The sequence below is a fragment of the Bacillus sp. S2(2019) genome, assembly GCF_005144805.1.
GTDB classification, from domain to species: Bacteria; Bacillota; Bacilli; order Bacillales; family Bacillaceae; genus Bacillus; species Bacillus altitudinis.
Window position 1 is genome coordinate 110,788 of the sequence record NZ_SWFL01000006.1, and the last position, 14,609, is coordinate 125,396.

The window sequence follows — 14,609 nt, forward strand, 5'->3', positions numbered from 1 at the left end:
TTAGTCCTGAGCGACTTCCTTACGAAGATCATCGGCGACAAATTCAACATTTGTTCCAATGATGATTTGTACGGAAGTTTTTCCTGACGTCAGTACCCCTTTGGCACCTGCTTTTTTCAATGTACCTTCATTTAATAAATTGGTATCTTCTACTGTTAAACGAAGACGGGTCGCACAATGGTCAATTGTGGTGATATTGTCTTTGCCGCCTAGTCCCTCTACGAGCATACTTGCTCCGGCAGTATGTGTATCATCCCCTGGGATATCTTCGATGTCATCATCTTCCCTGCCCGGTGTTTTTAGCTTTAACAATTTAATCAGGAAATAGAAAACAACAAAGTAAATTACGCCATAGATGACCCCAACCACAAGTAACAGAATGGGCTTTTGCGCAATTCCAAAACTTAAAACGTAATCAATCGCACCGGCTGAAAAAGCGAAACCGCTATGAATGCCTAAGGTGTTGACAATAAAGAGCGAAAGACCAGTTAATATCGCATGAACACCATATAAAAGTGGAGATAAAAACATAAATGAGAATTCAATTGGTTCTGTGATTCCTGTAATAAATGACGTCAGTGCCATTCCAATCATAAGACCGGCTGTTGCTTTTCGTTTTTCAGGCTTTGCGGTTACAACCATCGCGAGACATGCCGCCGGCAGCCCAAACATCATCACTGGGAAGAAACCAGTCATAAAGACACCTGCACTTGGATCTCCTTTGAAGAACCGCGCTAAATCACCTGTCGCTCCGCTGAATTCACCGAATTGAAACCAAAATAGATTATTCAACACATGGTGAAGTCCTAATGGAATGAGCAAGCGGTTAAAGAAGCCAAACAGCCCGGCACCCGTTGCTCCAAGACTTAAAATCCACTCTCCCAAATCATTGATCACACTTTGAATTGGAGGCCATACATATCCAAAAACGGCTGCTAATAGAATGGTAAAAAGTGCTGTCATAATTGGCACAAGCCGTCTTCCACTAAAGAAACCTAAGTATTCCGGCAGTTTCGTGTCCTTAAATTTATTGTAAACGTAACCTGCCAAAAGTCCGCACAAAATACCACCCAATACCCCCATATTGTTGGTCGAATTGATCGACGTGGTACCAGCTGACAAAATAAAATAAGAGATTGCTCCTGATAACGCCGCTGCCCCGTTACCGTCCTTTGAAATACCAATCGCTACACCCATAGCAAAAATTAAAGCCAAATTCGCAAAAATTGCATTTCCTGCCGCATGAATAAACGGGATGTTGAATACATCTTCACGCCCAATAGCCAAAATGATACCCGCTGCAGGAAGCACAGCGATTGGAAGCATAAATGATTTTCCTAACTTTTGAAAAAACTGAAACACCATCTTATTTCTCCCCCCTTCGTCATCATCATGAACAAATCTCTCATGATGTTCATAAAAAATATATCATATGCACATCTAGTTATCTATACCAATTTGTCCACATCTCACCCTTTACTCTTTTGGCGTAAAATGTGGTAAGCTATTGAATAGAATGAAGTTATAGAAAGCGGGAATGAACAGTGATTGTCAAACATGATCATGAGTTAGAAGCCTTAAAAAAAGTCGGCCGAATTGTCGCTTTGGCAAGAGAAGAAATGAAAAGCCAAGCGAAACCAGGCATGTCTACAAAAGAATTAGATTTGATTGGGAAAAAAATATTAGAAGAGCATGGAGCCAATTCAGCTCCTGAAAAAGAATATGATTTCCCCGGTACGACTTGCATCAGTGTCAATGATGAAGTCGCACATGGCATTCCAAGTGAAAAAACCATTTTACAAGAGGGCGACCTCATTAATATTGATATCTCAGCAGAGCTTGATGGATATTATTCCGATACTGGGATTTCATTCGTTTTAGGTACAGGAGATGCTCGTCTTGAAGCATTATGCCAGTGTGCAGAGGATGCATTCCTTGAAGGATTAAAGCATGCGAAAGCCGGTAAAAGACAAAATCAAATTGGCCGTGCGGTCTACAATACAGCGAAAGAACAAGGATTTACCGTCATTAAGAACTTGACAGGACACGGTATTGGGAAAAGCCTGCATGAAGCACCTAACCATATTTTGAACTATTATGATCCATTCGATAATGCTTTGTTTAAGAATGGGACAGTCATCGCCTTTGAACCTTTTATTTCAACAAATGCTGAATCGATATATCAAGCGGATGACGGCTGGACATTTAAAACACCTGATAAGAGCCTGGTCGCACAGATTGAACATACGATTGTGATCACAAAAGACGAACCGATTATTTTAACAAAGCTGTAAGCAAGCGGGTCCCTTCCTTCACTGGAGGGGATTTTTTCATGCCCGTTTCACGAATCTGTCACGACTAAACAAAAATGCCTGTGGTAAAATAGGCAAAGATATGCGAAAGGGGTCTTATTTGATATGTGGTTCATCATCATCGGTGTTATCTTCTTTATTGAAAGTATTATTTTAACGGTTGTAGGTATTAAGAAAAAACAATCCATGATGACCTACCTCGGGATTGTCATCATGATTATGACAGTCGGCATGATCATCGTTACCCTCAACCCGCCAAATTCATAAATGATTATTTCCAGCATATACATGGATCATAGGCAGATAGAATCAGTTTTCATTTCTAAACACCTGCACACTTTTCACGTCCTTTTTTGAGATGTTACAATGCAGGCAGTTTCCATTGAAAGGAGTTTTCTATCATGCATTATGGTAGCAAAGGCTGGTATGTCGAAGAATTAAAGAAGCTTGGTGTGACCAAGCATGAAGGAAGAAAGCTTCAAAGCTTTAAAACTTATTTCCTTGCAAATCTTCTTGAGCAAAAGAAAACGAGCTCTTAAATGTTGAAAAGCCGTACATCCATAGCAGATGTACGGCTTTTTTATATGGGCTGAACACGTTTTTCTAAAGATTTTCTGACCACATCTGCTAAGGCATCTACTTCAAGAACTGCTTTCAGCCTGTTTTGATCTACTTGACGGTATTTGACTTCATTGACTTCGTGGACTGTGATGGGATGGGGCGCTTTTTCGACTAACACAAGAGCTTCATCAGGAGAGACCATTCCTTCTTTCAGAACACGCAAATAAAAACCGGTATATCCCGTTTGCTGCACTTCCTTCACAAGCTTCATGTTTCCATGCTTAAGAGAGAGCTTCACACACGGCTGTCTTGGCTGGCTGACCTCAACTAGCGCATCCCCAAGCTGAAACACATCTCCAATACGAACTTCTGTCTCTACAAGCTGATGCACGGTCACGTTTTCACCGAAGGCTGCCTCCTGTAACGGCACCCCTAAAAATTGCTCAAAGTAAGTATAGTGATCATATGGAAAGACGCAAACGGCTTTATCATCACCTCCGTGATGGACCAAATCACCCTGGCCATCTCCATCAAAATTGAGCTGACTCAAATAAACAGGCTCGTGAATACGCTTTTTGTTGATGGCTGTTTTGATTTCTTTACCATTCACATAGGTGGTGATAGGTTGTCCTACTTGAATTCCTTCGATGTCGTACCTTGTCTGCCCCACTCTCGCCATCTCCTTTGATTGTCTGATTGCTTTTATTTTACATGGTTTGACAGTCAAATCATAGTCGGTACGTGAAGGAACGAGACAGGTTATGGTACGATGAGAAAAAAGGAGAGATGACATTGGTTCATTATCACGCTATTGTAAAAGGACGAGTGCAAGGAGTCGGTTTTCGTTATTTTGTTCAAGGAGAAGCCGTCAATCGAGGGATAAAAGGCTGGGTACGCAACACAGATGAGGGTCACGTGGAGTTAAAAGTAGAAGGAGAGCAGCAGGAGGTTTTTGACTTTTTAGAGACCGTCCGTAAAGGCAGTCCTTTTTCAAAAGTCACACATTTGGACATGGAGCCGCTCACCACGTTCGCCCATTATCAAGACTTTCGGATTAGAGGATAGTTGATGTGTGTCCTTTATTTCACAACAGTAAATGGGTTTGCAACATAATAACCAATCAAGGTTGTACGTGAAGCATCTTTGTAGAGACTCACATGAACATCATAATTGGCTGATCCACTGTTAGGAAGTAATAAACGAGTAGGTGCTGCGAAAGCGTTTTGTCCAGAGATAGACCCTTCGTGTGTAAAGACTGGTGTCACTGGGAAAGTAAGTTTTCGAATAGCAGCTGTATAATAAAGTGTTTCATTTGTTGTTGCGGTCATGTTGACGTTGACCTGAGGATGAAGCGAAGTATAAGTTGAACGATCGGTTGTCACCTTTAAAACGATGTCATTCTGAACCATTGCTCCAGTCGTTGCTTTAGCTCTTTCATCACCTAGTGGTAGAAATCCGTTGAAACTGAATACAGCCAAAAATATGAGCAACGTCATTTTTTTCATCTATATTCCCCCTTTTTGATTTCACCGCCATTAAACCATCATTTTCCAAATCAAACAACATTCCAAAGACTCATTTCATACAAAAAAACCTAGCTTTTCGCTAGGCTCTTTCCGTCCCGTGGTATGGTTTTTCCTGATAAAAATAATTCGGTTTCACGATCGTATTGTCATAGTGACGATGGAAGATATGCGTAGCAGCTGGTGATACTGGCGGAATCAGCCATGTCCAATCACCAGTCAGCTTACGGTCAGCCTTTTCCTCCTGTTTTTCAAATTGTTTGAACTGATGGGCAGCTGTATGATGATCCACAATGGTCACCCCTGCCTCGCGATAAGAGTGCAGAACCGCGACATTCAATTCGACAATGGCTTTGTCTTTCCAAAGTGACGAATTTTTTGTTGTATCGAGCCCTAAAATAGAAGCGACTTTTTTCAACATATTGTAGCGGTTTTCGTCAGCTAGATTACGTGCGCCAATTTCTGTTCCCATATACCATCCATTAAACGGTGCCGCATTGTAATGAATGCCACCAATTTCTAATTTCATATCAGCAATAATCGGAACAGCATACCATTTCAGTCCTAAATCACCGAACCCATCATATTCAGGATGAGTGATCTCTACCTCTTGAACGATCTCTTTCGGAAGATCATACAGAACCGGCGGCTGATCTTTTAGCTGAAACATCAGTGGCAGAAGGTCAAAATGCGTGCCTTCGCCTTTCCAGCCATGCGCTTCACACAACTTGGTTAATTCAAGTGATGCCTCGTCCCCAATGATGCCATATTCCGACTCATATCCCGCATAACGAACGAGCTGATGATTATAAATAACGACTTCCTTCCGTCCCTTATTCTCTGGTGGGAAGATGGTAATGGACGGTTTGATTTTACCCCCATTTGTCGCATACTCAATATGATGAAAGAGTGCCTCTTTCACCTCATCTTCTGTTGTCACGTGCCGGCAGTCATGCACATGCAGTGTTGACCAAAACAAGCGCCCAATGCACCGGTTGCTGTTGCGCCATGCCATTTTTGCCCCGTGAGCTAATTCTTCCTGCGTATGAGTATACATGCCGTCAGACTCAATTTCTTGTTTTATTTCATGCAGACGTGCTGCTTTTTCTTCATTTGATTTGCCTAATTCTTCATAGCATACAGAAATAAAAGCTTCTGCTTCATTCCACAACGCTTCTTGGTTACTCAAACATACTCGCCTCACTTTAATACGAATATATCCATTGTAGCGGTTTCTATTGATAAATTCACTTGTTTCAAACCATTTTTTATCATATCGTGCGACGATTGTCCTTAGACAATGGATGAATCAATGACTTCAAGGGTCTTTTGGAGCCAGCGAACATACCCTTTTTCCCTTTCAATTGCTCTTGTCAGTACTAAATAATGCCCGAATTGTGTTGAATGCAGTGATTGGGCAGATGGATCTTCTTCTGTTAAAACGTTCAGTTTCTGTTCAAGCATCTCTACTTTCTTTGTTCGCTCCAGCAGCTGATGTGCGAACAGACCGGCCGCTTCTTTTTGATCCATAGATGAGATAAAGAACGTTTTTAACATAAATTCATCTTTTGTTGTGTCTGGAATCGGGCCTTTTTCCCTTAACCATTCATGCAGTTCTCTTTTTCCTGCATCAGTGATTTGATAAACCTTCTTCTCTAGCTTCTTTCCTTGTATGTGAATATCAAATTCAATAAAACCCTCTTCTGTTAGCCGCTTTAATTCAGGGTATATTTGACTATGCTTCGCACTCCAAAACTGTCCAAGGGAATCTTCAAAGTGTTTCTTCATATCGTATCCCGTCAGCTCACGCTGATCTAGTAAGCCAAGAATGGCATATTTCAGTACTCTCATGACATGCCTCCAACGCATATTCTTTGACAATAGTATACCATACACCCTAAAATAAACATGTAAATCATGACATGTTTGAAACAACATCATTTTAATTGAAAGAAGGAATAAACATGGATCAATTCGTTGGACTTCATATGATTTATACGTATGAAAATGGCTGGGAATATGAGATTTACATTAAAAATGATCACACCATTGATTACCGCATTCATAGCGGAATGGTTGGAGGCCGCTGGGTTCGTGATCAAGAAGTGAATATTGTGAAGCTGACAAAAGGGGTATACAAAGTTTCCTGGACGGAACCGACTGGGACAGACGTGTCTTTAAACTTTATGCCTGAGGAGAAACGCATGCATGGGGTCATTTTCTTCCCAAAATGGGTGCATGAACGTCCAGATATCACCGTTTGCTATCAAAATGACTATATCGACCTCATGAAAGAATCCCGTGAAAAATATGAAACCTATCCGAAGTATGTCGTACCAGAATTCGCAGACATTACGTACATCCACCATGCTGGGGTAAACGATGAAACGATTATCGCAGAAGCACCGTATGAAGGCATGACCGATGAGATCAGAGCTGGACGAAAATAGAAAAAGCGGCACGCACTGTGCCGCTTCTAGGGTGATTGACAAAGGACTAAAATGAACTTGATTTTAGTCCTTTTTATTTCATACCTAACGTCTTTTGAGATAACAAGAATCGGTAAACTGGTAGTTCATCGCCTACTTTTGATGCAATAAAACCTGATGACATATAACTGTCTTTTGATTCTGGTTCAAGGGCAAGTGACAACAAATTGGTCTCTGGCTGTGCCGTCACATATACCTTTGTTCCTTTTGGCAGTTGACGTTTCTTTTCAACGAGTCTCGTTTCAAGCTGAATATCTGTTTTGCTTGTTTCCACTCGTTTTGTTACCTGATAGGCTTGTACAGGTACTTTCATGCCAACAGGAAGTGTCACACTTTTTAACCCTAAAGTTCTGAGCTTTCTATCTACTCCTTCATGTCCTGGGAGAATAAGATAAGCTGTCGGCCGTTCTCTTGTCAATACAGGAACCGCATCACTTGCACTATGAAAACGTACCGGGACATTGGTGGTTTGTCCTTTCTCAATATCCACCATTTCAAGTGAATCGTTCACAGGCGCCTTGAAAGCATCTTGAATGACCACTTGATCATCATCGTTTGATTGAAGACCTTTTTTCACAAGTTTCAGCCGCTCCGTCACCATTTGCTGCTTCACCTGCTTAGCATGCTTCACCGTTGTCTCAATGATTTTTACATGAGTGGTAACTTGTGCTGCCACGCGCCGGGTAAAGTCCTCTCTGCCAATTCCAATCCCCCTACTTTCTACAAGAAAGGATAAAGCTGGTGAAAGCGCTAGGGCATTTCGGCCAATTCGTGCATCAGTTCCGCCTTCATAAAGATCGATTTTTCCGTCCTTCCCTCTTGTGTTTGTATAATATAAATCGTTGGAAAATCCCTTATTCGTCAATGCTTCACGCACTCCGTTGACGTACAATTCATTTGACGTGAAACGAATGCTTTCAGGAATGTTCAAATTCTTACCGGATAATATCAGCAAATCGTGATACTTGAGAGCACCTGATGCACCGATGTCTTCAAACTGCTTTTGACCGACATCATATTCATGGGCATCGATGACGACCTCGGGCGCAAAGCGATTAAATTCTTGATGAAGGGCTGTCAGCTCTGGAGATTCTAATGTCATGTGGTCACGGTTGCCATCCATTCCGTTTGCAAGCCTGCGGTCAAATGCATAAGAACCATCTGGATTGATTCTTGGAACAATGATGACGTTAACATGGCTCAGTATACGATCTCCTTCATCACCTGCTAGTCGTTTGGCGATGACAAGGGCAGATTCACCGGAGGCTGGTTCATTTCCGTGTATTTGTGCTTGAAGCCAGATCGTTGGCTTTTTTGACAGTGGAGAGATGTGACGATCCTTTGTAAAATAGAGGGCTGGAATGGATCTGCCTTCAATGGATGTTCCAATCTGTTTCTGCGTGGCGTAAGGACTTTTACTGACAATGTCACGTAAAAAATCTTGAAGCTCTTCTTGTGTGGTAAATGCTTCTCCTTTTTTCTGAAAGGCAGGGGTATCAAACGTTTCGTCAGGCTCAGGATACAGTTTTTGAACCGAGGCTGGCTGCTCATAGCTTTTTCCATAATAAGGGGTCTCTGCATTCGCTGAAGCTGGGGTCACCATCGACAAACTTCCTGCCATGAGGCATACAGCAGCAAAAAGAATGGTACTTTTCTGTTTGGACATGCTATCCTCTCCCTTCGTTGATTTGCATTATAAAGAAAAAAACAGCAAAAGTGTCAACATTTTTCAAAAATATATCTTTTGGAGGAATCATGCATGTCTTTATATAGGGCAAATGAATGGATGTTGCCCTGCAATAGGACCTAAAAAAGAGTGCCTGCATGAGCAGCAGACACTCTTCTCATTACCAGATCGAAATGGCCCCAATGAGAACCGCCATCACTGTCATGGCGACGACTGCAAGAACCGCCCATTTCATGCCAAATTTCTGATGCTGATCTAGTGATACCCCAACGAGTCCCACAAGTAAATGAGTCGATGGAACAAGTGGGCTTAACATATGAATCGGCTGACCAATGATAGATGCTCTCGCAATCTCAATTTTATCGACACCGTATGCTGCCGCTGTTTCTGATAGGATCGGCAGTACCCCATAAAAGTATGCATCATTCGGCATAAAGAAAGTGAAGATCCCGCTTGTTAGCGCGACAATGACTGGAATAAACCCGCCAAGCTGCTCTGGAATAGCCGAAACAATCGAAATCGCCATTTCATCAACCATTTTCGTCCCAGTTAAGATGCCTGTAAAAACACCTGCTGCAAAGATCATGGAAGCAATCGCTAAGACGTTGGTTGAGTGAGCCGCAATCCGCTCACGCTGCTGCTCTAAATTCGGATAGTTCACGATAATTGCCACACAGAAAGCCAGAACAAATAGAACCGTTAAGCTGACTTTTCCTGAGACAAGAAGGAGCACCAATAACAACGTAAGCGTTAGGTTAAACCACCAAAGTTTCGGTCGCTTAATATCATCTTGCAGTGCCGCTGCCATTTCATTTGCATGAATCGGCTGTTCGAGCTCAATAACACCAAGACGTTTTCTTTCAGACTTCCCAAGAAAATATGCCACCACAATCATGCTCAAAACCCCTGCACCAATGACTGGAATCATCGGGCCAAATAAAAGTGATGGATCAACGCCAAGTGCACTTGCCGCTCTAGGTGTTGCCCCTCCCCATGGAATCGTATTCATAATCCCCATGCCGACTCCGGCGATACCCGCTAAAATAATCGGACGAATGCCAAGCAGTGTAAATAACGGAAGCATCGCTGTTGTTGTAATCATGTACGTTGTGGTTCCATCACCGTCAAGTGCGACAAGCATCGTCAGAACAGCTGTTCCGACAACAATTTTTAATGGATCGCCTTTAACGATGTTTAAAATTTTTGCCACCATCGGATCAAATAAACCTGCATCAATCATAATCCCGAAGTACAAAATGGCAAACATGATCATGACCGCCGTTGGTGCAACTTGCTGTACACCTTTGACAATCATATCTGAAATTTCTGTAAAATGAAAACCTGCAATAAGAGCAAATGCAATCGGTGTTAATACCAATGCCGTTAAAACAGACATACGTTTCGTCATAATTAAAACCATAAATACAACCATCATAAGAAATCCTAAGATCGCTAACATTTTGTTCACCCCTTATATTGTATACGCTTTCATTAAATGTTGGTATCCCATTTCCAACCCTTTCTGTCATGATATCTGACGCCTTAATTGAAGTAAATATTATGAATTTTAATTCTTTTTTGATCGATAAATGCTTTTTGTTCATTTTGTGCAATTGTTGTTGTTTGTTGGTTCCATGAAAAAAAGCGGTCTCATTTGACCGCTTGTTCTCCTTGTATAAATTGCTCATATCGCCTTAATTGATCTTCCATAAAGACCTTTGCTTCTTTACTGTTCATATAACGGCTTGTCCAGCCTTTTTGTTTTAACTGCTTTTTCCATGACTTCGTTTGCGTCATTTTTTGAAGAAGCTGATCCCATGCTCGAATGTCGTGCTGATTCATTTGCTTTGGTCCCATCACACCACGCCAATGAGAGAAGATGAGCGGAATCCCCTGTTCTTTCCAAGTGGGCACGTCTTTGAATCCTTCTAAACGATGATTCGTTGTGGTTGCGACGAGCTTCAGTCTTTTCTTTTCATAATCATGGCGAACCTCCGTAATGGTCGTAGTTGCCGCATCTACCTCGTGGTCAATGAGTGCTTGGAATAAATCATCTGCACTATCAAATTTTAAAAACTGAATGCGGTACGGATCAATTCCTGCCATTTCGGCAGCCCGTGCAAATGAGATTTGATCATCATTTCCAAAGTCCGGGGCAAACCCAATTTTTAAGGAATCTGGTTTCTTTTTTAATTCGTGTAATAGCTCCTTTCCATCTGAGAAAGGAGAATCAACTGGCACTGCGACTACCTGCCACTCTTCCGCAAGAATAGCGAGCGGGGTGACATCATTCATGGTCACGTTACTGCTGCCCAGCAAATTACGGCTTAATAATAAGCTTGAATTCAAACTAATATAATTGGCATCTCGCTCCATCATATAGGTCCATCCTTTATCAACCGTTCCGCCTCTTTGATAAAGAATATGCACAGGCTCCTTCACTAGCTTTTCTTGTTCTAGTACGGTTTTCATCACTTGAGCTGTTTGGTCAAATCCGCCATCAGGTACACCTGATACCACAATATATAATGGGCTGTGCTCCAGAAAAGAATCTTTTGCTGTTTTTTCATTAAAGGTGAGCGTTGTACAAAGGCAGACCAAAATGAGTAAGAGTATTCCTTTTTTCATTTTTATGACTCCGTTTGTTTTTTGGCGGGATAATATTTTCGTTCTGGTCTACCAATGATTCCATACGCCAGCTCTGCCCGGCATTCTCCCGTTGTCACAAGATACTCTACGTATCGTCTTGCTGTTGTGCGTGATGCGCCCATTTTTTCTCCGAGTTCTTCCGCTGTAATTCCGTTCATCTCTGCTGCCATGAATGTTTTCACTTTGTCCAAAGTTAATGAATTAATGCCTGTTGGCAAGTCTCGTTCATCCTTTTGCTGCGATTCTTCCTGTATTTGACCAAAAAACAGATCAATCATCGTTTGATTGACTTCATCTTTTGAATTGATTAACTCTCTCTTCTCTTTATATTCGGTTAAAACCTGCGTGAATTTTTGTGCGGTCACTGGTTTGATTAAATAATGAACGACTCCATAATGCAGTGCGTCTCTTAACAGCATCGTTTCCGTTGCAGCCGTGATAATGATCACATCCACTTCAGGATGGCGCTCTCTTAACAGCGGCAAAAGGTTCGTGCCGAGCTCATCAGGCATGTAGACATCAAGCAAAATGAGATCCACTTGTTCTTTTTGAAGTGCCTCCCACAGATCCTTTGCACTCTTTGCCTTGCCGGCCACTTGAAAGCCTTGTACCTTTTGTATATAAGATTCATGAATCGCAGCGATTCGAAAATCATCTTCCGCAATGAGTACCTTGATCACAACCTATTCCCCCTTTGTGCCTTTCGGTATGTAAACAGTGAAGATGGCACCGCCTTCTTTTTGGTTCGCAACTTCAATCCAGCCCCCAAGTTCATCTAGCACTTCTTTGACATTGGCAAGTCCATAACCTCGCCCTTCTCCCTTTGATGAATGTCCTCTTGTGAAAAGTTGTGAAATGGCTCCTTCATCTACACCATCCCCTGAATCAGATACCTCTATGATAATATCAAATCCAATATCTGTGATGAACAAGCTGACTTCTCTTTTCTCCTTATTCAATACAGCCTCAAACGCATTGTCTACGAGATTGCCAATGATGGTAATAAAGTGAGATAAACTTAAATGGGCTGGGAGCGGCTCCAATGAACTATTTTCATCAATGTGAAAATGAACCTTTTTCTCAGATGCCTTTCCTAACTTCCCAAGTAAAATGGCTTGTATCTTCGGAGAGCGAATTTGCTTCATGAGTAAATCATGCTGGCGATTTTGAAGTGTATACTCTTCTTTAATTAACTCAATGGCTTCATCCACTTGTTTCAACTCAAGCAAGCCTAAAATAGCGTACAGCTTATTCGAAAATTCGTGTGTTTGTGCTCTAAGGTCTTCTGAATATTGACTGACCTCTGTCAATGTATCCAGCAGCTTTGTCAGCTCGGTTTTCTCCCTGAAGCTCACAATTCCTCCAAATACCCGATTGTCCTGCACCACTTTTTTGACATTTAGCACGAAGGTTTTATCATTGACGACTGATTCTATGTTAGGTTCAATCGTCTCTACCTTTAGATAGGAAAGAAGATTGGCATTTGGCAACACTTGATCAATATGAAGAGGCAGCGTTGAAGAGACGCGTAGCATCTGTTCAGCTGACGTATTCATCATCGTAATGGCACCTTTACGGTCAAATGCAATGATTCCCTCTTTAATCGCATGCAGCATCGCTTCTCTTTCTCGATATAATGAAGCAATTTCATGCGGTTCAAGCCCTAATATATCTTTTCGAATACTCCTTGTTAAAAAAATCGCTCCAAAAACCCCAGGCAAGAGCACAAGAAGGGCAATATAACTTAATTTGAATAGTTGATGAGCTGTCGCTTGATCGATATCTCTTTTTAAGAATTCGACACTGACTGTCCCAATAATCTCTTCATGACTGCCAGTTTCTTTCATAATCGGAGCACTTCCTCTGACAACGATTTCACCATCAGAATCACCCGTTGATATGGAAGTTCCTCCAAATAGCAGTGTACTTCTTCCTTCCGACACACTGATGGTTTTCCCTACATCCTCATGGTTCGTATGAAAAAGAACCTTCCCTTTTTGATTGGTGATAAAAATGGCATGCGCTCTTACTTGTTCCTTCATTTGTTCAAGCACAGCCTGTTCTTCATTTTGCGAATCTCCCGTAGCCACCGATGTTTTAATGGGCGGCATATAAGATATCGTTCTAGCAGTTTGCACCGCCAGCTGTTCAGCTTGACTCTGCCTTTCTGATGTCTGCAAAAAACCAAAACAAATGGTCAATAAGGCAATAACAACAAGTAAAAGACCAATAATTAACCCCAAAATTTTTGTTTGTAAAGTGACTTTCCTTTTGCCCATCCTCACCGCCACAACCCCTAATTCAGTAGATTCACCCGAATAGACTCTAAGAAAATCATATCATTTTTTCTCATGAAGTTAAGAGAAAATTCACACAGACAAAAAAGGATGACTCAGTATTGAGTCATCCCTGTGTGCCTATTACGTGATGGATAAACCAGCACTTGCATAGCCTGCTACAGTATTCACTAAGGAAAGACCAGTAGCTGTTGCCGAGAATACGACAAGCAATCTTGTTTGCGGTGTGACTGGTACACTTAAACCAGTAGCGATACCGTTTGAAATAGCCCCTATCGTTAAAATACCGGTTAACGCCGGTGCCAATGTAACGCTCGCTACTTGAGTGAAGCTGTTATCTGGTGTTGGTGAAGCAAACAGACTAGCAGTTACAGTAATACTCGTGCCAACTAAAGAAAGGGCTGCAGTCGTGCTAAAATAGCCAGCAAATGACGTAATGGTTCCAGCTCTTGGAACGGAGAATGCCATGTTTAACAATGTTCCTGCTGCTCCGGTTAAATCAATGATTCCTCCTACAATACTGACACCTGTCGCCGAGTTACCGAATCCGACCAAGCTAGATGTTCCAACTAGACCGCCTGCGATTGTGGTTAAAACAGCTGGCGTACCAGATGCAAATGGAATAATCGCACTTGATCCTGTCACACCTGTGACGCCTGTTGCACCGGTTGCTCCCGTGGCTCCGGTTCCTGTAGCCCCTGTTGCACCGGTCGCTCCCGTGGCTCCGGTTGCTCCCGTGGCTCCGGTTACTCCGGTTGCTCCCGTGGCTCCGGTAGCGCCAGTTGCTCCGGTTAGTCCGGTTGCTCCCGTGGCTCCGGTAGCGCCAGTTGCTCCGGTTACTCCGGTCGCTCCCGTATCTCCCGTAGCACCTGTGGCTCCGGTTACTCCAGTCGCTCCCGTATCTCCCGTTACACCTGTGGCTCCAGTTACTCCAGTCGCTCCCGTATCTCCTGTTGCACCTGTAGCTCCGGTTACTCCGGTCGCTCCTGTATCTCCCGTGGCGCCTGTCACACCTGCGGCTGCCAATAACGTATAATCTGGAGACGTATCTGGTGTGCCAGTTGGTGGCGCTGTATTTACGATATAAGTTC

General features: G+C 42.5%; 16 protein-coding genes. 5 read left to right on the forward strand and 11 right to left on the reverse strand.

From position 1 onward, the window contains the following. A complete protein-coding gene (nagE, locus tag FBF75_RS18420; protein ID WP_041506612.1) occupies window positions 1–1,365 on the reverse strand; it encodes an N-acetylglucosamine-specific PTS transporter subunit IIBC in 1,365 nt (454 codons plus the stop codon). Window positions 1,366–1,544: 179 nt separating this feature from the next. Between nagE and map the strand changes: the two genes are divergently transcribed. The 3 genes from map to FBF75_RS18430 all read left to right on the forward strand — a co-directional run bounded on the left by map (window position 1,545) and on the right by FBF75_RS18430 (window position 2,851). Next, window positions 1,545–2,294 carry a type I methionyl aminopeptidase gene (gene map, locus FBF75_RS18425; RefSeq protein WP_008341769.1) on the forward strand — a complete coding sequence of 250 codons (750 nt, stop codon included), beginning with the start codon at window positions 1,545–1,547 and terminating at the stop codon, window positions 2,292–2,294. Between the two features lie 123 nt (window positions 2,295–2,417). Continuing rightward, window positions 2,418–2,579: a hypothetical protein gene (locus tag FBF75_RS19740; RefSeq protein ID WP_008341770.1), complete on the forward strand. Its 162-nt coding sequence runs from the start codon at window positions 2,418–2,420 to the stop codon at window positions 2,577–2,579. Window positions 2,580–2,713: 134 nt separating this feature from the next. After that, entirely contained in the window at window positions 2,714–2,851 is a 138-nt protein-coding gene (locus tag FBF75_RS18430; RefSeq protein ID WP_008341771.1) for a YflJ family protein, read from the forward strand. A gap of 41 nt (window positions 2,852–2,892) precedes the next feature. Here the strand turns inward: FBF75_RS18430 and FBF75_RS18435 are convergent, their stop codons facing one another. After that, window positions 2,893–3,543 (reverse strand): MOSC domain-containing protein, encoded by a 651-nt coding sequence (locus tag FBF75_RS18435; RefSeq protein WP_136945058.1) that lies wholly within the window; start codon window positions 3,541–3,543, stop codon window positions 2,893–2,895. Between the two features lie 122 nt (window positions 3,544–3,665). On the opposite strand from FBF75_RS18435, the gene FBF75_RS18440 reads away from it, so the two are divergent. Beyond that, a complete protein-coding gene (locus FBF75_RS18440; protein WP_041090676.1) occupies window positions 3,666–3,938 on the forward strand; it encodes an acylphosphatase in 273 nt (90 codons plus the stop codon). A 14-nt stretch (window positions 3,939–3,952) separates the two neighbouring features. On the opposite strand, the gene FBF75_RS18445 is transcribed toward FBF75_RS18440, so the two are convergent. From FBF75_RS18445 to FBF75_RS18455, 3 genes are all read right to left on the reverse strand, one after another. Then, the gene (locus FBF75_RS18445) at window positions 3,953–4,378 is read right to left on the reverse strand and encodes a hypothetical protein (RefSeq protein ID WP_041090675.1); all 426 of its coding nucleotides are present in this window, start codon (window positions 4,376–4,378) and stop codon (window positions 3,953–3,955) included. Between the two features lie 100 nt (window positions 4,379–4,478). After that, on the reverse strand, window positions 4,479–5,585 hold the full coding sequence (locus FBF75_RS18450; protein ID WP_007496564.1) for a nitric oxide synthase oxygenase: 1,107 nt from the start codon (window positions 5,583–5,585) through the stop codon (window positions 4,479–4,481). 104 nt (window positions 5,586–5,689) lie between these two features. Then, a complete protein-coding gene (locus FBF75_RS18455) occupies window positions 5,690–6,247 on the reverse strand; it encodes a PadR family transcriptional regulator (protein ID WP_050827053.1) in 558 nt (185 codons plus the stop codon). Between the two features lie 113 nt (window positions 6,248–6,360). On the opposite strand from FBF75_RS18455, the gene FBF75_RS18460 reads away from it, so the two are divergent. After that, the gene (locus FBF75_RS18460) at window positions 6,361–6,846 is read left to right on the forward strand and encodes a phenolic acid decarboxylase (protein ID WP_008341777.1); all 486 of its coding nucleotides are present in this window, start codon (window positions 6,361–6,363) and stop codon (window positions 6,844–6,846) included. A gap of 73 nt (window positions 6,847–6,919) precedes the next feature. Here the strand turns inward: FBF75_RS18460 and FBF75_RS18465 are convergent, their stop codons facing one another. The 6 genes from FBF75_RS18465 to FBF75_RS18490 form a co-directional block, all read right to left on the reverse strand. Beyond that, window positions 6,920–8,551 (reverse strand): M14 family metallopeptidase, encoded by a 1,632-nt coding sequence (locus tag FBF75_RS18465; RefSeq protein WP_136945059.1) that lies wholly within the window; start codon window positions 8,549–8,551, stop codon window positions 6,920–6,922. A gap of 181 nt (window positions 8,552–8,732) precedes the next feature. Next, a complete protein-coding gene (gene citM, locus FBF75_RS18470) occupies window positions 8,733–10,031 on the reverse strand; it encodes an Mg(2+)/citrate complex secondary transporter CitM (protein ID WP_024719341.1) in 1,299 nt (432 codons plus the stop codon). 191 nt (window positions 10,032–10,222) lie between these two features. Continuing rightward, the gene (locus FBF75_RS18475) at window positions 10,223–11,200 is read right to left on the reverse strand and encodes a tripartite tricarboxylate transporter substrate-binding protein (protein WP_136945060.1); all 978 of its coding nucleotides are present in this window, start codon (window positions 11,198–11,200) and stop codon (window positions 10,223–10,225) included. A 2-nt stretch (window positions 11,201–11,202) separates the two neighbouring features. After that, window positions 11,203–11,901: a response regulator gene (locus tag FBF75_RS18480; RefSeq protein ID WP_041506621.1), complete on the reverse strand. Its 699-nt coding sequence runs from the start codon at window positions 11,899–11,901 to the stop codon at window positions 11,203–11,205. Window positions 11,902–11,904: 3 nt separating this feature from the next. Further along, entirely contained in the window at window positions 11,905–13,500 is a 1,596-nt protein-coding gene (locus FBF75_RS18485) for a sensor histidine kinase (RefSeq protein WP_136945061.1), read from the reverse strand. Between the two features lie 141 nt (window positions 13,501–13,641). Continuing rightward, the coding region (locus FBF75_RS18490) for an exosporium glycoprotein BclB-related protein (protein WP_276606741.1) at window positions 13,642–14,609 on the reverse strand (968 nt) is incomplete at its 5' end.